17 protein-coding genes are annotated in these 20862 nt (G+C 68.8%); 14 read left to right on the top strand and 3 right to left on the bottom strand.

Annotation, left to right across the window (positions count from 1 at the left end; translation table 11 throughout):
• The 12 genes from NH2_RS14250 to NH2_RS14195 all read left to right on the top strand — a co-directional run.
• On the top strand, nucleotides 1-353 hold a 353-nt coding region (locus tag NH2_RS14250), incomplete at its 5' end, for an MlaE family ABC transporter permease (RefSeq protein ID WP_169811489.1).
• Between the two features lie 3 nt (nucleotides 354-356).
• The gene (locus NH2_RS14245; RefSeq protein ID WP_067653480.1) at nucleotides 357-1223 is read left to right on the top strand and encodes an MlaE family ABC transporter permease; all 867 of its coding nucleotides are present in this window, start codon (nucleotides 357-359) and stop codon (nucleotides 1221-1223) included.
• Nucleotides 1220-2569, top strand: a complete 1350-nt coding sequence (locus NH2_RS14240) for an MCE family protein (RefSeq protein ID WP_067653478.1) — start codon at nucleotides 1220-1222, stop codon at nucleotides 2567-2569. The genes NH2_RS14245 and NH2_RS14240 overlap by 4 nt, the downstream gene beginning before the upstream one ends.
• 8 nt (nucleotides 2570-2577) lie before the next feature.
• Nucleotides 2578-3642: an MCE family protein gene (locus NH2_RS14235; RefSeq protein ID WP_067653476.1), complete on the top strand. Its 1065-nt coding sequence runs from the start codon at nucleotides 2578-2580 to the stop codon at nucleotides 3640-3642.
• Nucleotides 3642-4652 (top strand): MCE family protein, encoded by a 1011-nt coding sequence (locus tag NH2_RS14230; protein ID WP_067653474.1) that lies wholly within the window; start codon nucleotides 3642-3644, stop codon nucleotides 4650-4652. Before NH2_RS14235 ends, NH2_RS14230 begins: the two co-directional genes overlap by 1 nt.
• Before the next feature lie 28 nt (nucleotides 4653-4680).
• On the top strand, nucleotides 4681-5925 hold the full coding sequence (locus NH2_RS14225) for an MCE family protein (protein ID WP_067653653.1): 1245 nt from the start codon (nucleotides 4681-4683) through the stop codon (nucleotides 5923-5925).
• Nucleotides 5922-7163: an MCE family protein gene (locus NH2_RS14220; RefSeq protein WP_067653472.1), complete on the top strand. Its 1242-nt coding sequence runs from the start codon at nucleotides 5922-5924 to the stop codon at nucleotides 7161-7163. The genes NH2_RS14225 and NH2_RS14220 overlap by 4 nt, the downstream gene beginning before the upstream one ends.
• Entirely contained in the window at nucleotides 7160-8401 is a 1242-nt protein-coding gene (locus NH2_RS14215; RefSeq protein WP_067653470.1) for an MCE family protein, read from the top strand. The genes NH2_RS14220 and NH2_RS14215 overlap by 4 nt, the downstream gene beginning before the upstream one ends.
• A gap of 32 nt (nucleotides 8402-8433) precedes the next feature.
• Nucleotides 8434-9126, top strand: coding sequence for a hypothetical protein (locus NH2_RS14210; protein ID WP_157103766.1), 693 nt, complete (start codon nucleotides 8434-8436; stop codon nucleotides 9124-9126).
• 10 nt (nucleotides 9127-9136) lie between these two features.
• Nucleotides 9137-9817, top strand: a complete 681-nt coding sequence (locus tag NH2_RS14205; RefSeq protein ID WP_067653466.1) for a hypothetical protein — start codon at nucleotides 9137-9139, stop codon at nucleotides 9815-9817.
• A 451-nt stretch (nucleotides 9818-10268) separates the two neighbouring features.
• Nucleotides 10269-13778 (top strand): DNA-directed RNA polymerase subunit beta, encoded by a 3510-nt coding sequence (rpoB, locus tag NH2_RS14200; protein ID WP_067653464.1) that lies wholly within the window; start codon nucleotides 10269-10271, stop codon nucleotides 13776-13778.
• A gap of 98 nt (nucleotides 13779-13876) precedes the next feature.
• Entirely contained in the window at nucleotides 13877-17830 is a 3954-nt protein-coding gene (locus tag NH2_RS14195) for a DNA-directed RNA polymerase subunit beta' (RefSeq protein ID WP_067653462.1), read from the top strand.
• A gap of 168 nt (nucleotides 17831-17998) precedes the next feature.
• On the opposite strand, the gene NH2_RS14190 is transcribed toward NH2_RS14195, so the two are convergent.
• Nucleotides 17999-18466, bottom strand: coding sequence for a MarR family winged helix-turn-helix transcriptional regulator (locus NH2_RS14190; protein WP_067653460.1), 468 nt, complete (start codon nucleotides 18464-18466; stop codon nucleotides 17999-18001).
• Between the two features lie 56 nt (nucleotides 18467-18522).
• Here NH2_RS14190 and NH2_RS14185 point away from each other — a divergent pair, with 56 nt between their 5' ends.
• The gene (locus tag NH2_RS14185; RefSeq protein ID WP_067653458.1) at nucleotides 18523-18858 is read left to right on the top strand and encodes an ArsR/SmtB family transcription factor; all 336 of its coding nucleotides are present in this window, start codon (nucleotides 18523-18525) and stop codon (nucleotides 18856-18858) included.
• Nucleotides 18855-19331 carry an SRPBCC family protein gene (locus NH2_RS14180; protein ID WP_067653456.1) on the top strand — a complete coding sequence of 159 codons (477 nt, stop codon included), beginning with the start codon at nucleotides 18855-18857 and terminating at the stop codon, nucleotides 19329-19331. The genes NH2_RS14185 and NH2_RS14180 overlap by 4 nt, the downstream gene beginning before the upstream one ends.
• Nucleotides 19332-19465: 134 nt before the next feature.
• Here NH2_RS14180 and NH2_RS14175 read toward each other — a convergent pair whose 3' ends face one another.
• Nucleotides 19466-20455 (bottom strand): pirin family protein, encoded by a 990-nt coding sequence (locus NH2_RS14175; RefSeq protein WP_067653453.1) that lies wholly within the window; start codon nucleotides 20453-20455, stop codon nucleotides 19466-19468.
• Nucleotides 20452-20757, bottom strand: coding sequence for a GNAT family N-acetyltransferase (locus NH2_RS14170; RefSeq protein ID WP_067653451.1), 306 nt, complete (start codon nucleotides 20755-20757; stop codon nucleotides 20452-20454). Before NH2_RS14170 ends, NH2_RS14175 begins: the two co-directional genes overlap by 4 nt.
• Nucleotides 20758-20862 lie beyond the last annotated feature (105 nt).

Here is a 20862-nt window from a genome sequence, read left to right as displayed (position 1 = left end):
TCGGGATGACTCTCGTGGCCGTGCTGCTGAACGGTCTGGTCTCGGTCGTCGGCATCGCAGGCGGCTACTTCTTCAACGTCCTGCTGCAGGGCGGCACCCCCGGTGCCTACCTGGCGTCGTTCTCGGCGCTCGCTCAGCTACCCGATCTCTGGATCGGCGAGATCAAGGCCGCGATATTCGGCCTGCTCGCCGGTGTGATCGCCGCGTACAAGGGCCTGCACCCCAAGGGTGGTCCGAAAGGAGTCGGTGAGGCGGTGAATCAATCCGTGGTCATCACGTTCCTGGTTCTGTTCTTCGTGAATTTGATTCTTACGCTCGTGTACCTCCAGATCATTCCCGCCAAAGGCACCTGATCGATGGCAACTCAATATCGCCCCCCGGTTCTCGCGAAGGTAAGCCGCCGGGCGGGGGAGATCACGCGCGCCCCGCTGAACGTGATCGACCGCGCCGGCGAACAGATGTCCTTCTATTCGCGCACCGTCGCGTGGATTCCGAAGACCGCGGTGCACTACCGCAAGGAAGTGATGCGGCTGCTGGCCGAGGTCACCTTCGGCAGCGGTGCGCTCGCGGTGATCGGCGGCACCATCGGCGTGATCGTCTTCATGTCCGGCTCGGTCGGCGTCGTCGTCGGCCTGCAGGGCTTCAAGGCGCTCGACGCGATCGGCAGCTCGGTGCTCACCGGCTTCCTCACCGCCTACATCAACACGAGGGAGATCGCCCCGCTGGTCGCGGCGCTCGCGCTCTCGGCCACGGTGGGGTGTGGGTTCACGGCCCAGCTCGGCGCCATGCGGATCTCCGAGGAGATCGATGCGCTCGAGGTGATGGCGGTGCCCGGCGTTCCTTTCCTGGTCACGACCAGGGTGATCGCCGGCTTCCTCGCGGTGATCCCGCTGTACGTGGTCGGGCTGCTCGGCACCTTCGTCGCCTCGCGGTTGATCAACGTCTGGTTCAACGGGCAATCCAGTGGGTCCTACGACCACTACTTCGGGTTGTTCCTGCCACCGGAGGACGTGCTCTATTCGTTCCTCAAGGTGCTCATATTCGCGTTCGTCATCATCCTGGTGCACTGCTACTACGGCTTCCACGCCACCGGCGGGCCCGCGGGCGTCGGCGTAGCCGTCGGCCGCGCGGTGCGCGCCGCGATCGTGCTGGTCATGGTGCTCGACTTCTTCCTCAGCCTCGCGATCTGGGGCACGACTACGACAGTGCGGGTGGCCGGATGAGTGGGACCCAGACTTGGCGGGCGACCGCGAAACTGCGGGTGCGGGTGCTCGGGATCGTCTTCTTCGTGCTCTGCGCGGTGTTCGTCTGGTCCACCATCGCGATCTACAACAAGACCTTCGTCGACACCGTCGACGTCGACCTGAAGACCGACAGCGTCGGCAACGCGCTCACCCGCAACGCGGACGTGAAGATGCGCGGCGTCCAGGTCGGCACGGTCCGGTCGAGCGATACCTCGGGCGGTGAGGTCACCCTCGCGCTCGCGCTCGACCCGGAGCAGGCCGAGCGGATCCCGGCCAATGTCACCGCGCGGCTGCTGCCCAAGACGCTGTTCGGCGAGCGGTACGTCGACCTGGTCGTCCCGGAGACCCCGAGCGGGCAGCGCCTCACCTCGGGGATGACGCTGCAGCAGGACACCAGCGGCCATGCCATCGAGATCAGCAAGCTGCTCGACGACCTGATGCCGCTGCTGCAGGCGATCCCGCCGCAGGATCTGTCGGCCACGCTCGGCGCGCTCTCCCAGGCGCTCTCCGGGCAGGGCACCGCGCTCGGCGAGTCGGTGGACAAGCTGGACTCGATCTTCCGCGACCTGAACGGCGTGCTCCCCGACATCCAGCAGGACCTGCGCAGCTTCGCGCAGGTGGCCGCGACCTACTCGGACGCGGCGCCGCAGCTGGTGACCGCGCTGGACAACCTGCGCACCACCAACGCGACGATCGTGCAGCGCCGGACCGACATCGACGCGCTCTACCAGGTGCTGACCCCGGCCGCGGCGACCACGACCGACTTCCTGCTCGCCAACCGGGACAACATCATCGATGTGGCCGCCGACTCCAGGTACGCGCTGGAGCAGCTCGCGTTCTACTCCCCGACCTACGGCTGCGCCGCGGCCAACTTCGCGAAGCTCAAGCCGCGCATCGACGAGCTGTTCGGGCCGGGCACCGACATGCCGGGCGTGAAGGTGACGGTCGAGATCGTGAACCCGCGTGGGCGGTATCTGCCGAACCAGGACGAGCCGCGCTTCTTCGACGATCGCGATCCGTGGTGCGCACCGGAGAACCCGCTCGGCGTCGATCCCGGGCAGTACCCGTCCGGGCCGATCAACGACGGCAGCTACCCGGTGCCGAGCCGGAACCCCGGCGATCAGGTCAGCGGATATCTGCCCGCGCCGCAGTACAGCGCCTTCCCGGCGTCCGCGGTGCCGACCCTCGCCGGTTCGCCCGCCGAGCAACAGCAGCTGGGCGCCATCTACGGTGCCGCCGCTCAGGTCGCGCCGGAATCCGTACCGAGCTGGATCACCCGGGTGGGTGCGCCCGCCTTCCGCGGAAGCGAGGTGAGTTTCCGATGAAGGGAACGATGCGCGGGGTGGGCAGTCCGCTCACCAAGCTGGTGATATTCGTCGTGGTCACCGTGATCGCGACCACCGTGCTGGGGCTCTCGATCGCCAACTACACCGGTGGCGGCGAGTCCTTCAAGGCCCGGTTCACCGATGTGACTTCGCTGAACCCGGGTGACGAGGTGCGGATCGCGGGCGTCCGGGTCGGCAAGGTGACCAAGGTCGCGATCGTGGATCGGCGAATGGCCGAGGTCGAGTTCGAGCTGCAGGACCGGGACTGGCTCCCGGCCTCCACCATCGCGACCATCCGCTATCGGAACCTGGTCGGCCAGCGCTATATCGCGCTGGACCAGGGCGCGGGCGAGCAGGGCCGCAAGCTGAACGCGGGTGACACCATCCCGGTGGAGAACACCAGGGCGGCGCTCAACCTGACCACGCTCTTCAACGGCTTCCGGCCGCTGTTCCGCACGCTCACCGCGGAGGACGTGAACAAGCTCTCCTACGAGATCATCCAGGTCTTCCAGGGCGAGCAGGGCACCATCCGCGACCTGGTGGCGAGCACCGCGAGCCTGACCAACAAGATCGCGGACAAGGACGCCGTCATCGGCGACCTGGTGCGCAACCTGAACGTGGTGCTGCAGACCGTGAACGAGCGCAACGACCAGTTCGACCAGCTCATCGTGAACACCGAGGCGCTGGTATCCGGGCTCTCGGAGGAGCGGAACACGGTCGGGCAGGCGGTGAGCTCGCTCGCCGGCCTCACCGACGCCACCTCCGACCTGCTGGTGCCGACGCGGCCCTCGCTGCAGGGCTCGATCGCCGGGCTGAACCAGCTCACCGGGACGATCAACGAGCGCAGCGGCGAGGTGAACACGGTGCTGGAGAACTTGCCGGTCAAGATGGAGAAGCTCGGCCGGGTGGGTAGCTACGGAGCCTGGTTCCAGTTCTACCTCTGCGGTATCGACATCGTCGCGGGGCCGGGTGCGGCCGACGCGCCGCAGTTGAACATCAATCCCGATCTGCCGACGGTGAATCAGCCCATCTACACCAATACGGCGCCGCGCTGCCACGGAGAGGGGCGTTGATGGACGACCGCATTCTGCTCGGTAAGCGCAGCCCGGCTTTCATGGGCGTACTCGGGCTTTTCCTGGTGCTGCTGGTGACGGTCTCGGTGTTCTTCGTCGATCGCCTGCCGATCGTCGGCGCGGCGAGCCGCTACACCGCCGAGTTCTCGGAGGCGGCCGGGCTCAAGCCGGGCAACGAGGTGCGCATCGCCGGAGTGAAGATCGGCTCGGTGACCGACGTGTCGCTCGACGACGACCGGGTCCTCGTCGAGTTCCGCGCCCAGAACGCCTGGATCGGCAACGAGACCACCGCCTCCATCCAGATCAAGACGGTGCTCGGGCAGAAGTACCTGGCGCTGGACCCGAAGGGCTCCGAGCCGGCCGACCCGGGGCAGCGCATCCCGCTCTCCCGCACGGTCGCCCCGTACGACGTGATCGACGCCTTCTCGGACGCGGCGAGCACCATCGACCAGATCGACACCGCGCAGCTGGCCACCAGCTTCCGGGTGCTCTCGGACGCCTTCGAGACCACGCCGCCGGAGATCCGCGGCTCGATCGACGGCGTCGCGCGGCTCTCCGAGTCGCTGGCCAAGCGGGACGAGGAGCTGAAGAAGCTCTTCGTCGCGACCAAGCAGACCACCCAGGTGCTGGCCGACCGGAGCACCGAGTTCGAGCGGCTGCTGAGCAACGGCGGCCGGCTGCTGGCCGAGCTGAACCTGCGCCAGCAGGCGATCTCCCAGCTGCTCACCACCGCGCGCACGCTCTCCACGGAGCTGAGCGCCCTGGTCACGGAGAACGAGCAGCAGATCGGCCCCGCGCTGACCAACCTGCGTGATGCCGTGCAGATGCTGAACGACAACCAGCAGAACATCACCAGGACGCTGGAGCTCGCGGCGCCCTTCTACAACCTGTACGCCAATGTGACCGGCACCGGCCGTTGGTTCGACGTGGCGGTGGTCAACCTGCTGCCGCCGTCGCTGCCCGAGATCCCGGGCTACCGGCCGCCGGTGCGCACCCTTGGAGGTAACTGACGTGGCGGCGAATCGCAGCGTGGAGCCGCTGGCGGCCCTGCGTTCGGCGGGCCGGGGAACCAGGGGCACGCTGGTCCTGATCGTGGTGGCCGCGCTGATCGCGGCGGGTGTGCTCTGGTGGGTCTTCGACCGGATCGGAAACACCAAGGTCACCGCGTACTTCGACAGCTCGGTCGGCATCTACGAGGGCTCCGAGGTGCGCATCCTCGGCGTCCCGGTGGGCAAGGTGGACTCGGTGGAGCCACAGGGCGACCAGGTGAAGGTCGTCATGCACGTGGACCGGGAGTTCGACCTGCCCGCCGACGCGAAGGCAGCGCAGATCACCCCGTCGGTGGTCGCCGACCGGTACATCCAGCTCACGCCGGTGTACCGGGGCGGGCCGAAGATGGATCGGGACGCCACCATCCCCCGCGAGCGCACCGTCACCCCGGTCGAGGTCGACGAGCTGTACTCCAGCATCTCCGACCTCTCCAAGGCGCTCGGGCCGGACGGCGCGAATTCCGAGGGCGCGGTGAACGAGCTGGTGCGCACCGGCGCGGCCAACCTGGCCGACAACGGCGAGGCGCTGGCGAACAGCCTGACGCAGCTCTCCAGGGCCGCGCACTACCTCTCCGATTCCCGCGGTGACATCTTCGACACCGTCAAGAACCTGCAGCAGTTCGTCTCGATGCTGAACCGGAACGACCAGCAGGTGCGCGAATTCAACGGGCAGCTCGCCGAGCTCTCGACCTTCCTGGCCGGCGAACGGCAGAACCTGGGAGAGGCGCTGCAGCTGCTCTCGGTCGCGCTCGGCGACGTGGCCAGGTTCCTGGACGCGAACCGGGACCTGGTCGCGGACAACGCATCCGAGCTGAGCACGCTGACCAGGACGCTGGCCGACCAGCGCGACCAGGTGGCCGCGGCGGTGGAGGTGCTGCCGGTGGCGCTGAGCAACCTGGTCGGCATTCACAACGGTGAGACCGGCACCCTGGACATGCGGCCGAACATCTCGGAGCTGCAGGATCCGTTCGGCGCGATCTGCAACATCCTCGACCTGTCCAAGCTGATGCCGGGCGATCCCGAGTTCGAAGCGCTCGGCAGGCAGCTGCGCCCGGTGCTCGACCAGTGCGCCGAGATCACCAGGCAGATCACCTCCGGCGTGCAGACGCCGTCGCTGATCCTGCCGTTCGGCATCCTCAGCGGCGAGAACCAGCAGCGCGCGCCGGTCCCGGGGACCGTGCCGGGCACGCCCTCGGATCAGCTCCCGCCCTCGGAACAGGAAGGTGGACGATGAGCGCGCGCACCCTTGCCCGTGGTATCGCAGGGGCGGTGGCCGCGGGGCTGACGGCGCTCCTGGTCAGCTCGTGTGCGGCGGACGGGATCTACAGCGTCCCGCTGCCGGGCGGCGCCGATATCGGCGACAGCCCCTACCGCCTCGACATCCGGTTCGACGATGTTCTCGACCTGGTGCCGCAGTCCGCCGTCAAGGTGGAGGGCGTGCCGGTCGGCCGGGTCGAGGAGATCACCCTGGCCGAGGACGGCTGGACCGCCAACGTCCGGACCGTGGTGAACGGGGGCGTCGAACTCCCCGCCAATGCCAAGGCGGAGGTCAGGCAGTCGAGTCTGCTCGGTGAGAAGTTCATCGAGCTGACCAGCCCCCAGGACCCCGAACCCGGAAAGCTGAAGGACGGTTCGGTCATCCCGGTCGCCAACACCAGGCACGCCACCGAGGTGGAGCAGGTGCTCGGCGCCATGTCGCTGCTGCTCAACGGCGGCGGCGTGGCCCAGTTGCAGCCGGTGGTCACCGAGCTGAACAAGACCCTGGACGGCCGTGAGGACAAGGTCCGATCCCTGCTGGGCGAGGCCAACACCCTGGTCGCCGGCCTGAACGAGCAGGTGGACGACATCACCCGCGCGCTCGACGGGCTCGACACCCTGAGTTCCCGGGTAGCCGCACAGAACGAGCAGCTCGCGGGAATCCTGGACGAGCTGCCGCAGGGCATCCGGATCGTGGAGGAGCAGCGGCCACAGCTGATCGGGCTGCTGCAGCAGCTGGACCGGGTCGGCCAGGCGGGCTTCGACGTGCTCGACACCGCGAACGACGATCTGATCCGCGACCTCAACTCGCTGCGGCCCACGCTGCAGTCGCTCGCGGCCGCCGCGCCGGATCTGGTGACGTCGCTTCCGCTGATCCCGACCTACCCCTTTCCGGACGCCAGCATGGAGAGCACGATCGGCAACTCCACCAACCTGTGGCTCTCGGTGGATCTGCAGATCGGCACCCTGCTCAGCAACCTGGGGGTGGGCCTGGGAGATCCGCAGTACATCGCGCCCCCCGGTCGCCCGGTGCCGGTCGACCCGAGCAATCCGTACTACAACGGCAACGGCCCCCGCCCCGGCTGGCCGACGGTGACGCTGCTCCCGCTGCCGCCCACCATGGCCGCGGTGCCGCTGCCCGGCGCGCCCGCGGCGGGCACCCCGGACCCGCTGGGTTCGCTGCTCGAACAATTCGGAGTGGGGGTTCCGCGATGACCCGTCTGGTTCGCTATCAGCTGATCGCCTTCGCGGTGATCGCGGTGGTCGGTGTGATCTACGTCGGCGCCACCTACATCCGGCTCGACCAGATGTTCGGCTTCGGCAAGTACGAGGTGAAGGTCACCGCCGAGCAGACCGGCGGCGCCTACCCCGGCTCCGAGGTGACCTACCGGGGTGTCCCGGTCGGCCGGGTCGGCGCGATCGACCTCTCCGACCAGGGTGTGACCCTGCGGTTGGATATCGACTCGTCCGCGCCGGACATCCCGGCCTCATCGAAGGCCGTCGTGTCGAACCGGTCCGCCATCGGTGAGCAGTTCGTGGACCTGCGGCCGGACAGCGCGGGCGGGCCGTTCCTGAAGGAAGGCTCGGTGATCACCGGGGCGACCACGCCGGTGTCGGTGGAGCAGCTGGTGACCAGCGTGGACGAGTTCACCCGCACGGTGGACCTGCAGGCGCTGAACACCACCGTCACCGAACTCGGCAAGGCGTTCGACGGCAAGGGCGACGACCTCAAGATCCTGGTCGACTCGCTGAACAAGTTCACCACCACCTTCCACGAGACCATGCCGCAGACCCTCCAGCTGATCGAGGAGAGCAAGACGGTGCTCGGCACGCAGGCCGAGCAGTCGGACTCCATCCTGGCGTTCAGCGACGGCTTGGATCGCCTCACCGAACAGCTGCGGTCCAGCGATCCGGACGTTCGCAGGCTGATCGGTACCGGGACCGACGCCGGTGAACAGGTCGGTGCCGTCATCCAGGAGAGCGGCCCCGCGCTCACCCAGGACCTGGCCAACCTGCAGCAGGTGCTGAAGGCGGTCTCGCCCAAGTACTACGCGCTCAGGCCGGTGCTCGGGTTGCTGCCCGGTCTCTCGGTCGGCGGCGCCGCCACCGCGCCGGGCGACGGCACGACGCACTTCGGCTTGGTGCTGGAGACCAACAACCCGCCTGCCTGTACCGTCGGGTACGAGGGAACTCAGCGGATCATCGAGGAGATGAAGGCGAAGGATCCGGATTTCGATCCGACCCGGGACGACTACCCGTTCAATCCGGACGCCACCTGCACCGCGCCCCTCGGCAACCCCTCGGGCGTGCGGAGCGGGGCGCACGCGCCGTTCGCCGACCCGAGCATCCCGCAGCCATGGGACAACAATCCCAAGGTCGATCCCGACCGGCTGAACCTGAACCCGATCGCTGTGCAGCTGGCCACCCTGCTCGGGGTCACGCCCAAGCGGTGATCGCTGTCCACCGCAGAGAGGTGCAACACGCTGTGAGTCCCGACCTTTCCAAGGCGTCACCGGAGCCCGAGCCGCCGGAGCAGGCACCGGAGACGGCCGCCGAGGCCACGGAGGCAGCGCCCGGGGAGCGCGCACCGCGGTTGCGCACCGCGGTCACGGCGGTCGCGGCGGCGCTGCTGGTGGTCGCGCTGGGGGCGGCGCTCTGGTTCGGTGGCGGCTGGGTGCGGGCGGCGTTCTTCACCGACGGCCCGCGGGCCGAGGCCAGGGACGCCGCCCTGGACGGGGCCAGGCAGGCGGCGGTGAACATCACCTCGATGAACATCGACGACGTGCCCGGCTCGCTGGCCAAGGCTCGTTCCTCGATGACCGGAGCCATCCTGGAGTCGGCGACGACGAACCAGCAGAAGTCCGAGCAGATGGCGACGCAGTCGGGCACCCGGATGGAGTCCACGGTGCTCGGCGCCGCCCTCACCTCGCTCACCAGCGAGCGCGACCGCGCGACCGCGCTGGTCGTGCTTCAGGTGACCGAGCACCGGCAGGACACCAGCACCGCGAGATACCGGTACACCTGGAGCCTCGACATGACCGAGGTCGACGACGTGTGGAAGGTGGAGCAGGTGGCGACGCTCGGCCAGCCGGTACTGCTCGATGACGGAAACGCGGGCGCGCCCGCACAGCCCGCCGCCCCCGAGACGCAGGCGCCCGCTCCGCAGCCGGGCCCCTAGGAGAATCGCCATGACCCCGAATCGCCCGGTCAACCGGGTCACGTCCAAGCGCCGTCCGGCCAAGGTCACCGCGGGCGCCACGAAGCGGGCAGGTGAGCCCGCGCGGACGACCGCGGGTCCGGTCGAACTCGACGAGGCCGCGCCCGAGGCCACGTCGGTCGCGGCAGGCGCGGATGCCGCTGCCGTGGAAAACCCGGGTGCCGGGCGACGCTGGGGCGTCCCGGTGGCCTGTCTGCTCGCCGCCGCCGTACTCGCCGCTTTCGCCACCGTCGCGGCGTTCCGTCCCGGGGTGCCCGACAGCGACCGGGCATTCGTCGACAGCGGCGCCACCGAGGAGGTGCGGGCCGCCGCGGACAATGCGCTGAAGACCATCTACGGCTATGACGTGACCAAGATCGACGGCTACCCCGATGCCGTTCGCCAGGTGGTTACCGGCTCGATGCTGACGGAGCTGGACCAGTTCTCGAAGCCAACGCTCGACGCGATCAAGCAGGCCCAGACCAGCGCGACCGTGACCGCAGACCCGATCGGGGTCGCCCTGCTCACCGACGACCACGCGGAGTTGCTGGTGAACCTGGTGGTGAGCGCGACCAAGGAGGGGGTCGCCCAGCAGCAGGTGGCGGGCCCGGTGGTGCTGCGCATGCAGAAGGTGGACGGCCGCTGGCTGGCGGCGGAGATCGTGGACCGCTGAGCGGTCCCGACGGCGCAGCCAGGTATCGACAGATCGCCGGGAAGACAGCCGATCTCGGCATCCGGACCGGTGATCCTGCCACTTGACGAGGCCGGAAACAGCCGTCACCCTAGTGATTGAGCAGCGGCAGCTGACCACCCCCCACCGGGTGTCACGGCATTCGCGCAGCCAGCGCGGCCGGCCCGGAAGGTATGCGGTCGAACCCCGGCGCCTCGGCGCGCCGGATGGGGCGACGATCACAGGGGTGGTACTTTGACTTCTCCGTATTCGTGGGTGTAACTTTGGAGGTTGCGCTGGCTGCCTCCTGTCCATACCTCGATTCGCACACGTGGGTTCCACCTTTCCGGTGTTGCTCCCGCTGCTGCCTGTTCGAGTCGCGTTCGGGGCGCTACCAGCGGAATTCGTAGCAGACAATAGCGACGGTCGCGGACCACCACGCGGCCCGCGTTAGGTGCTGGAAGGACGCATCTTGGCAGTCTCCACCCAGACAAGCGCCGGTTCGAATCAGGCTTTGGCGGGGTCCATTCCCGGTGCCCCGAGGCGGGTGTCATTCGCGAAGATCCGTGAGCCCCTGGAGGTGCCCGGTCTTCTCGACCTACAGACGGATTCGTTCGCCTGGCTGGTCGGTACCCCGGAGTGGCGGGAGCGCGCCGCCGCTCGCGGCGACGGGGGCCTCGTCGGTGGACTCGAGGAGGTGCTCGAGGAGCTCTCCCCGATCGAGGACTTCTCCGGGTCCATGTCGCTCTCCTTCTCCGATCCTCGCTTCGAAGAGGTCAAGGCCTCGATCGACGAGTGCAAGGACAAGGACATGACCTACGCGGCGCCGCTCTTCGTGACCGCGGAGTTCATCAACAACAACACCGGTGAGATCAAGAGCCAGACGGTCTTCATGGGTGATTTCCCGATGATGACCGACAAGGGCACCTTCATCATCAACGGCACCGAGCGTGTCGTGGTGTCCCAGCTGGTCCGCTCGCCGGGCGTGTACTTCGACCACTCCGTGGACAAGGGCACCGAGAAGGACCTGCACAGCGTGCGCGTGATCCCGAGCCGCGGGGCGTGGCTCGAGTTCGACGTGGACAAGCGCGACACCGTCGGCGTCCGCATCGACCGCAAGCGCAGGCAGCCGGTCACCGTGCTGCTCAAGGCGCTCGGCTGGAGCACCGAGGAGATCACCGAGCGCTTCGGGTTCTCCGAGATCATGATGTCCACCCTGGAGAAGGACAACACCGCCGGGCAGGACGAGGCGCTGCTGGACATCTACCGCAAGCTGCGCCCGGGCGAGCCGCCGACCAAGGAGTCGGCGCAGACCCTGCTGGAGAACCTGTTCTTCAAGGAGAAGCGCTACGACCTGGCCCGGGTCGGCCGCTACAAGATCAACAAGAAGCTCGGCATCCACGTCGGCGAGCCGATCACCGCGTCGGTGCTGACCAAGGAAGACATCGTCACCACCATCGAGTACCTGGTGCGGCTGCACTCGGGCGATCGGGTGATGACCGCGCCGGGCGGCGCCGAGGTGCCGGTCGAGGTCGACGACATCGACCACTTCGGCAACCGTCGCCTGCGCACCGTCGGCGAGCTGATCCAGAACCAGATCCGGGTCGGCCTCTCCCGCATGGAGCGCGTGGTCCGCGAGCGGATGACCACCCAGGACGTCGAGGCGATCACGCCGCAGACCCTGATCAACATCCGCCCGGTCGTCGCCGCGATCAAGGAGTTCTTCGGGACCTCCCAGCTGTCGCAGTTCATGGACCAGAACAACCCGCTCTCCGGGCTGACCCACAAGCGCCGCCTCTCGGCGCTCGGCCCCGGCGGTCTGTCCCGTGAGCGCGCCGGCCTGGAGGTGCGCGACGTGCACCCCTCGCACTACGGCCGGATGTGCCCGATCGAGACCCCGGAAGGCCCGAACATCGGCCTGATCGGCTCGCTCTCGGTCTACGCGCGGGTGAACCCGTTCGGCTTCATCGAGACCCCGTACCGCCGGGTCGTCGACGGCCGGGTCACCGACGAGGTCAAGTACCTGACCGCCGACGAGGAGGACCGCGAGGTCCGCGGCCAGGCGAACTCGCCGGTCGACGCCGACGGCAACTTCCTCGAGGACCGCGTGCTCGCCCGGCGCGGCAACGAGGAGATGGAGTACGTCGCCCCCTCCGAGGTCACCTTCCTCGACGTCTCGCCGCGCCAGATGGTGTCGGTCGCGACCGCGATGATTCCGTTCCTCGAGCACGACGACGCCAACCGCGCGCTGATGGGCGCGAACATGCAGCGCCAGGCCGTGCCGCTGATCCGCTCCGAGGCCCCGCTGGTGGGCACCGGGATGGAGCTGCGCGCCGCGGTCGACGCCGGTGACGTCGTGGTCAACGAGAAGCCGGGCGTGGTCGAGGAGGTCTCCGCGGATTACGTCACCGTGATGGCCGACGACGGCACCCGCAAGAGCTACCGGATGCGCAAGTTCAACCGGTCGAACCAGGGCACCTGCTCGAACCAGCGGCCGATCGTGGACGAGGGCCAGCGGGTCGAGCGTGGCCAGGTGCTGGCCGACGGCCCGTGCACCGAGAACGGCGAGATGGCGCTGGGCAAGAACCTGCTCGTCGCGATCATGCCGTGGGAGGGCCACAACTACGAGGACGCGATCATCCTGTCGCAGCGCCTCGTGGAGCAGGACGTCCTCACCTCGATCCACATCGAGGAGCACGAGATCGACGCCCGCGACACCAAGCTCGGCGCCGAGGAGATCACGCGGGACATCCCGAACGTCTCCGACGAGGTCCTCGCGGACCTGGACGAGCGCGGCATCGTGCGGATCGGCGCCGAGGTGCGCGACGGCGACATCCTGGTCGGCAAGGTCACCCCGAAGGGCGAGACCGAGCTGACCCCGGAGGAGCGGCTGCTCCGCGCGATCTTCGGTGAGAAGGCGCGCGAGGTGCGCGACACCTCGCTGAAGGTGCCGCACGGCGAGTCCGGCAAGGTCATCGGCATCCGGGTCTTCTCCCGCGAGGACGACGACGATCTGCCCCCGGGCGTGAACGAGCTGGTCCGGGTGTACGTGGCGCAGAAGCGCAAGATCCAGGACGGCGACAAGCTGGCCGGTCGGCACGGCAACAAGGGCGTCATCGGCAAGATCCTGGCGACCGAGGACATGCCGTTCATGCCGGACGGCACCCCGGTCGACATCATCCTGAACACGCACGGCGTTCCCCGTCGTATGAACATCGGCCAGATCTTGGAGACCCACCTCGGCTGGGTCGGCAAGGCCGGCTGGAAGGTCGACGGCAACCCCGAGTGGGCCAAGGAGCTGCCGGAGGAGATGTGGGAGGCGCCCGCCGACTCGAACATCGCCACCCCGGTGTTCGACGGCGCCCGCGAGGAGGAGCTGACCGGCCTGCTTGCCTCGACGCTGCCGAACCGCGACGGCGACCGGATGGTCGACGACAACGGCAAGTCGGTGCTCTTCGACGGCCGCTCCGGCGAGCCGTTCCCGTACCCGGTGGCCGTCGGCTACATGTACATCCTGAAGCTGCACCACCTGGTGGACGACAAGATCCACGCCCGCTCCACCGGGCCGTACTCGATGATCACCCAGCAGCCGCTCGGCGGTAAGGCCCAGTTCGGTGGCCAGCGCTTCGGTGAGATGGAGTGCTGGGCCATGCAGGCCTACGGTGCGGCGTACACGCTGCAGGAGCTGCTCACCATCAAGTCCGACGACGTGGTCGGCCGCGTGAAGGTCTACGAGGCGATCGTCAAGGGCGAGAACATCCCGGAGCCCGGCATTCCGGAGTCCTTCAAGGTGTTGCTCAAGGAGCTGCAGTCGCTCTGCCTGAATGTCGAGGTACTCTCCTCCGACGGTGCGGCGATCGAGCTGCGCGAGGGCGAGGACGAGGATCTGGAGCGCGCCGCGGCGAACCTGGGCATCAACCTGTCCAGGAACGAAGCGGCCACGGTCGACGATCTGGCGAACTAGGCGGTCCGGCCGGGTGCCTGCGACGGCATCCGGCCCCGCGTTCCATCACTAGTGAACTCTTTGCTCCATTTCGACCCGAACAGGGGAAAGGAAGTTACGTGCTAGACGTCAACTTCTTCGATGAACTCCGGATCGGTCTCGCTACCGCCGACGACATTCGCCAGTGGTCGTACGGCGAGGTGAAGAAGCCGGAGACCATCAACTACCGCACGCTCAAGCCGGAGAAGGACGGCTTGTTCTGCGAGAAGATCTTCGGTCCCACCCGGGACTGGGAGTGCTACTGCGGCAAGTACAAGCGGGTGCGCTTCAAGGGCATCATCTGTGAGCGCTGTGGCGTCGAGGTCACCCGCGCCAAGGTGCGCCGCGAGCGCATGGGCCACATCGAGCTGGCCGCCCCGGTCACCCACATCTGGTACTTCAAGGGCGTTCCCTCGCGCCTCGGCTACCTGCTCGACCTGGCGCCGAAGGATCTCGAGAAGATCATCTACTTCGCCGCCTACGTGATCGTCGCGGTCGACGAGGAGCTGCGGCACAACGAGCTCTCCACGCTGGAAGCCGAGATGGAGGTCGAGAAGAAGACCGTCGCCGACCAGCGCGACGCCGATCTCGAGGCCCGCGCGCAGAAGCTGGAGGCCGACCTGGCCGAGCTGGAGGCCGAGGGCGCCAAGTCCGACGTCCGGCGCAAGGTCAAGGACGGCGGCGAGCGCGAGATGCGCCAGCTCCGCGACCGGGCCCAACGCGAGCTGGACCGGCTGGACGAGATCTGGACCACCTTCACCAAGCTCTCGGTGAAGCAGCTCATCGTCGACGAGCTGCTCTACCGCGAGATCACCGACCGCTACGGCGAGTACTTCACCGGCGCGATGGGCGCGGAGTCCATCCAGAAGCTGATGGAGAACTTCGACATCGCGGCCGAGGCCGAGAACCTGCGGGAGACCATCCGCAGCGGCAAGGGCCAGAAGAAGCTGCGCGCGCTCAAGCGGCTCAAGGTCGTCGCGGCCTTCCAGACCAACGGCAACTCGCCGATGGGCATGGTGCTGGACGCGGTGCCGGTGATCCCGCCGGAGCTGCGCCCGATGGTCCAGCTCGACGGTGGCCGCTTCGCCACCTCCGACCTGAACGACCTGTACCGCCGCGTCATCAACCGCAACAACCGCCTCAAGCGGCTGATCGATCTCGGCGCGCCCGAGATCATCGTCAACAACGAGAAGCGGATGCTGCAGGAGTCGGTCGACGCGCTGTTCGACAACGGCCGTCGCGGCAGGCCGGTCACCGGACCGGGCAACCGCCCGCTCAAGTCGCTCTCCGACCTGCTCAAGGGCAAGCAGGGCCGGTTCCGGCAGAACCTGCTCGGCAAGCGCGTCGACTACTCGGGCCGTTCGGTGATCGTGGTCGGGCCGCAGCTCAAGCTGCACCAGTGCGGCCTGCCCAAGCTGATGGCGCTGGAGCTGTTCAAGCCCTTCGTGATGAAGCGGCTGGTCGACCTGAACCACGCGCAGAACATCAAGTCCGCCAAGCGGATGGTGGAGCGGCAGCGGCCGCAGGTGTGGGACGTCCTCGAAGAGGTCATCGCCGAGCACCCGGTGCTGCTCAACAGGGCGCCGACGCTGCACCGCCTCGGCATCCAGGCCTTCGAGCCGCAGCTGGTGGAGGGCAAGGCCATCCAGCTGCACCCGCTGGTGTGTGAGGCGTTCAACGCCGACTTCGACGGTGACCAGATGGCCGTGCACCTGCCGCTCTCCGCGGAGGCGCAGGCCGAGGCGCGCATCCTGATGCTCTCCTCGAACAACATCCTGTCGCCTGCGTCCGGCCGCCCGCTCGCCATGCCGCGACTCGACATGGTGACCGGCCTGTTCTACCTGACCCGCCTGGAGGAGGGCGCGAAGGGCGAGTACCGGGCCGCCACCGCCGACGGGCCGGAGTACGGCGTGTACTCCTCGCCGGCCGAGGCGCAGATGGCGGTGGACCGCGGTGAGCTCACCGTGCGTTCGCTGATCAAGGTGCGCCTCACCGACCAGCGCCCGCCGCGCGAGATCGAGGCGGAGCTGTTCCCGGCGGGCTGGAACCGCGGCGACGCCTGGAACCTGGAGACCACGCTGGGCCGGGTCATCTTCAACGACCTGCTCCCGGCGGACTACGCGTTCATCAACGAGCAGATGCCGAAGAAGCGGCAGGCGACGATCATCAACGATCTCGCCGAGCGCTACCCGATGATCGTGGTGGCGCAGACCGTCGACAAGCTCAAGGACGCCGGGTTCTACTGGGCCACCCGCTCCGGGGTCACCGTCTCCATGTCGGACGTGCTCGTTCCGCCGGAGAAGGCGGAGATCATGGAGCGCTACGAGGCGCAGTCCGACCAGATCGAGAAGAAGTACCAGCGCGGTGCGCTCGATCACCAGGAGCGCAACAACGCCCTGGTGAAGATCTGGCAGGAGGCCACCGAGGAGGTCGGCCGCGCGCTGCGGGCGCACTACCCGGCCGACAACCCGATCATCACGATCGTCGACTCGGGTGCCACCGGTAACTTCACCCAGACCAGGACCCTGGCGGGCATGAAGGGGCTGGTGACCAACCCGAAGGGTGAGTTCATCCCGCGCCCGATCAAGTCCTCGTTCCGCGAGGGGCTGACGGTGCTGGAGTACTTCATCAACACGCACGGCGCCCGCAAGGGCCTGGCCGACACCGCGCTCCGCACCGCCGACTCGGGCTACCTGACCCGTCGTCTGGTGGACGTCTCGCAGGACGTCATCGTGCGCGAGCACGACTGCGGCACCGAGCGCGGCATCGTGGTGCCGATCGCGGAGAAGCAGCTGGACGGCTCGCTGATCCGGGACGCGCACGTCGAGACCTCGACCTACGCGCGCACGCTCGCCTCCGACGCGCTGGACGCGCAGGGCAACGTGGTCGTGGCCAAGGGCGCCGACCTGGGCGACCCGGCCCTGGAGGCGCTGCTCGACGCGGGCATCACCGAGGTGAAGGTCCGCTCCGTGCTGACCTGCACCACCGGCACCGGCGTCTGCGCCACCTGCTACGGCCGCTCCATGGCGACCGGCAAGCTGGTCGACATCGGCGAGGCCGTCGGCATCGTGGCCGCGCAGTCCATCGGTGAGCCCGGTACCCAGCTCACCATGCGCACCTTCCACCAGGGTGGCGTCGCCGGTGACGACATCACCGGTGGTCTGCCCCGCGTGCAGGAGCTGTTCGAGGCGCGCGTGCCGAAGGGCAAGGCGCCGATCGCCGAGACCTCCGGCCGGGTGCGGCTGGAGGACGACGACCGCTTCTACAAGATCACGATCATCCCGGACGACGGGAGCGAAGAGGTCGTGTACGACAAGCTGTCGAAGCGGCAGCGGCTGCGCGTCTTCAAGCACGACGACGGCAGCGAGCGGCTGCTCTCCGACGGTGACCACGTCGAGGTCGGCCAGCAGCTGCTGGAGGGCGCGGCGGACCCGCACGAGGTGCTGCGGATCATGGGCCCCCGTCAGGTCCAGGTGCACCTGGTGCACGAGGTCCAGGAGGTCTACCGCTCGCAGGGTGTGTCGATCCACGACAAGCACATCGAGGTCATCGTGCGGCAGATGCTGCGGCGCGTCACGATCATCGATTCGGGCGCGACCGAGTTCCTGCCCGGCTCGCTCACGGAGCGCGCCGAGTTCGAGGCGGCCAACCGCCGCGTCGTCGCCGAGGGCGCCGAGCCCGCGGCAGGCCGTCCGGTGCTGATGGGTATCACCAAGGCGTCGCTCGCCACCGACTCGTGGCTCTCCGCGGCCTCCTTCCAGGAGACCACCCGGGTGCTGACGGACGCGGCCATCAACTGCCGCTCCGACAAGCTCATCGGGCTCAAGGAGAACGTGATCATCGGCAAGCTGATCCCGGCAGGCACCGGTATCAACCGGTACCGGAACATCCAGGTGCAGCCGACCGAGGAGGCTCGTGCCGCGGCGTACGCGGTGCCGTCCTACGACGACACCTACTACAGCCCGGACGGGTTCGGCCAGAGCACCGGTGCCGCGGTTCCGCTGGACGATTACGGGTTCAGCGACTACCGGTAATCGGTTCTGTAGCAAGGCAGTTCGGCCCCCGCTCCGCCAGGATCGGGGGCCGAACTGTTCCAGTGAACGCATTCGCGCGCGAGCACTGGGATGTCGGGCGGGCGGCGGCGACGAGCGACAGCCTGCGCCGAGCGGTGGACCGGATCCAGCGGCTGGCGTAGCCGGTGCTCAGCGCTCCATCTCGGCGCTGAGGCGGTGCAGGTAGCCGGCGAAGCGGTCGCGGTCCGCGTCGGACCAGTCGGCGGTGAGCTCGGCGAAGATGCGGCGCTGCCACTGGCGTGCGCCGGTGAGCAGGCGGGTGCCGCGGGGGGTGAGGTGCAGGGCGGTGCGGCGGCGGTCGTGGGCGGATTCGGTGCGGGAGACGTAGCCGGCGGTGCCCGCGTCGCGGACCATGCGGCTGGCGCCGGAGTGGTCGAGGCCGAGCAGGTGGGCCACGGTGGTGATGGTGGCCTCGGCGCCGTTCTCGGTGGTGGCGGCGACCGCCTCCACCACCTGGATGTGCTGGGTGTGGCGGAGCTCGTCGGGGAGTTGCGCGCTGGTGCGGTTGATCCAGCGACGGGACCAGAACCGGATCAGGCGGAAGAGAGCGGGACCGCCGTCGGCGGAACTGTCGGGGTCGGCGACGGCACTGCTCATGTTTCCAGGGTAGTGCGCCCTTGACCGTGCCGCGGCGAGGCGTCATACTGAACTAGATGGTTCAGTATGACTTCTTGGATGCCTCCTTCGGAGCGCTGGCCGACCCGACCAGGCGCGGAATCCTGGAACGGCTCCGCGCCGGGCCTGCCACGGTCACCGAGCTGGCCGAGCGCTTCGAGATGACGCTGACCGGTGTGAAGAAGCACATCGGGCTGCTGGAGGAGGCGGGCATGGTGACGACCGAGAAGCAGGGCCGGGTGCGCTGGTGCCGGCTCGGAACGGATGTCTTCGACCGCGAGGTGGCGTGGCTACAGCGCTACCGCGAGGTGGTCGAGGAGCGCATGGACCATCTGGACGCGTTTCTGGAACGAACGAAGGAGCAGGAACCATGACAACGACCACCAACGACACCCTGATCGCCGCCGATTCCGACCGCGGCATCGATATCGAGCGCGTCTTCGACGCCCCGCTCGCCCGGGTCTGGGCCGCGCACAGCCGGATCGAGCAGCTCGTGCAGTGGTGGGGCCGGGGGAATACGCTCGACGTGGAGCGCTGGGAATTCCGCCGCGGCGGGCACTGGCGGTTCGTCGAGCACGCCGAGGGGGAGGCGCACGGGTTCGAGGGGCGGTTCCGGGAGATCGAGCCGGAGCGGCGGATCGTCTGGTCCTTCGAGTGGGACGGGATGCCCGCGCACGTCTGCATCGACGAGATCACCTTCACCGACCTCGGCGACGGGCGCACCAAGGTCGGTACGCACACCCAGTTCCACACCCCGGACGAGCGCGACGGGATGCTGCAGTCCGGTATGGAGAGCGGGATCAACGACGGGTATCGCGCGCTGGACGCGCTGCTCGCGCGGGGGTGAGTGCCGGGCGCGGTGTGGCCCGCCGAGGGCAGGGGCGGGCCCGCCCGCCGCTGGTGCGGGATCAGGATCCGCTGGGCTGGGGAGCCTGAACGCGGCCGGAGCGCGCCGCCGCCGACCCAGGACAGTCGCCGGTTTCAGCTGTGCGCGGTCCCGACCCGCCGCTTGCGCGGCGTCAGGTGCAGCCCGGGCAGCGGCGGCGCCGGGATGCGCTGGTCCGCGGGGTGCCCCGGCACCGGGCCGAAACGGCTCTCGTCCCGCGCCTCCCACTGCGCGCGCGCCGTCTCGATCTCCTCGTGGCTCCGCCCCACGAAGTTCCACCACATCACCAGTTCCTCGGCGAACGGCTCCCCGCCGATGAGCGCGACCCGGGCCCCGGCCGCGCTGCGCAGCTGCACCTCGCTCCGGCCGGTGCCGAGGTAGAGCAGCGGCCCCGGCGCCAGCTCGACCCCGGCGACGCCGAGCTCGCCCTCGACCCCGAGGACGGCGTGCTCGAAGGCGGGGTCGAGCGGCAGCCGCGCCTCGGCGCCCGGCTCGACCGACAGGTACGCGCCGACGATCGGCGTATATGCCCTGGCGGGCGAGGTGACCCCGCCCAGCGTGCCGATCAGCACGGTGGCCCGCACCCCGGGCGCGCGGTACTCCGGCAGCTCCCGGTGCTGCTCGAAGTGCGGCTCGATCCCGGCGCTCGCCCCCGGCAGCGTGATCCACAGCTGCAGGCCGTTGCCCGCGGGTGCGCCGGGCACCGCGTACTCGGAGTGCGCGATCCCGCGCCCCGAGGTCATGAGGTTGAGCTGCCCCGGCTCGATCCGGACGTCGGAGCCCACCGAATCCCGGTGCCGGATCTCGCCCTCCAGCGGCCAGGTGACGGTCTGCAGCCCGATGTGCGGGTGCGGCTCGATATCCGGCGGCGCGCCGGTGGTGGTGACCGTCGGCGAGCCGAAGCGATCGAGGAAGCACCAGGCCCCGACGGTGGGCAGGTCGCGCTGCGGCAGCACCCGCTCCACGAAGACGCCGCGCACCCCGCCGAGCGGCACCTCGCGCGCGGGGTACAGCTCGGCCAGCGGACCCGGCCCCGCCGCCGGGGCGCAGACCTCGGCGGCGGGGTGCGGGTCCAGGTCGCTCATCGCGTCACGCCCTTGCCGATCACGTGGGCGTCGTACTCCGCGTTCTTGTCCAGGAACGCCTTGATGAAGGGGCAGCGCGGGCGGATCACCCGATCCCTGGCGATGGTGTCCTCGACGGCGAACTTGGCGAGCGCCTTGCCGAGCCCCTTGCCGCCGAACTTGTCATCGATCTCGGTGTGCGTGAAGACGGTCTCGTCCCCGCGCTCCTCGTACTTCGCGAAACCGGCCTGCTCGCCCTCGTACCGGACCACATAGCGCCGGTTCTCGTCCTCGCGCACGACCTCGACGGACTCCTGCGACATTGCCGTTCCTCCTTCTCGTGTCGACAGCACCCAGGCCAACGCCACCTGGGCGGGGGTGATTCCGCGCTGCTCGGCGATCTCCCGGACCGCGGATGCCGAACTCGG

Origin of the sequence: Nocardia harenae NBRC 108248, assembly GCF_001612885.1 — a bacterium.
GTDB classification, from domain to species: Bacteria; Actinomycetota; Actinomycetes; order Mycobacteriales; family Mycobacteriaceae; genus Nocardia; species Nocardia harenae.
Note: the sequence above shows the minus strand (reverse complement) of the source record. Positions and strands in the feature narration are given on the sequence as shown.

Bases quoted from the DNA above. Each gene is read 5' to 3' on its own strand.
- NH2_RS14245 (WP_067653480.1), top strand. From the start codon at position 357: ATGGCAACTCAATATCGCCCCCCGGTTCTCGCGAAGGTAAGCCGCCGG.
- NH2_RS14240 (WP_067653478.1), top strand. From the start codon at position 1,220: ATGAGTGGGACCCAGACTTGGCGGGCGACCGCGAAACTGCGGGTGCGG.
- NH2_RS14235 (WP_067653476.1), top strand. From the start codon at position 2,578: ATGCGCGGGGTGGGCAGTCCGCTCACCAAGCTGGTGATATTCGTCGTG.
- NH2_RS14230 (WP_067653474.1), top strand. From the start codon at position 3,642: ATGGACGACCGCATTCTGCTCGGTAAGCGCAGCCCGGCTTTCATGGGC.
- NH2_RS14220 (WP_067653472.1), top strand. From the start codon at position 5,922: ATGAGCGCGCGCACCCTTGCCCGTGGTATCGCAGGGGCGGTGGCCGCG.
- NH2_RS14215 (WP_067653470.1), top strand. From the start codon at position 7,160: ATGACCCGTCTGGTTCGCTATCAGCTGATCGCCTTCGCGGTGATCGCG.
- NH2_RS14205 (WP_067653466.1), top strand. From the start codon at position 9,137: ATGACCCCGAATCGCCCGGTCAACCGGGTCACGTCCAAGCGCCGTCCG.
- NH2_RS14190 (WP_067653460.1), bottom strand. From the start codon at position 18,466: ATGAGCAGTGCCGTCGCCGACCCCGACAGTTCCGCCGACGGCGGTCCC.
- NH2_RS14185 (WP_067653458.1), top strand. From the start codon at position 18,523: ATGGTTCAGTATGACTTCTTGGATGCCTCCTTCGGAGCGCTGGCCGAC.
- NH2_RS14180 (WP_067653456.1), top strand. From the start codon at position 18,855: ATGACAACGACCACCAACGACACCCTGATCGCCGCCGATTCCGACCGC.
- NH2_RS14175 (WP_067653453.1), bottom strand. From the start codon at position 20,455: ATGAGCGACCTGGACCCGCACCCCGCCGCCGAGGTCTGCGCCCCGGCG.
- NH2_RS14170 (WP_067653451.1), bottom strand. From the start codon at position 20,757: ATGTCGCAGGAGTCCGTCGAGGTCGTGCGCGAGGACGAGAACCGGCGC.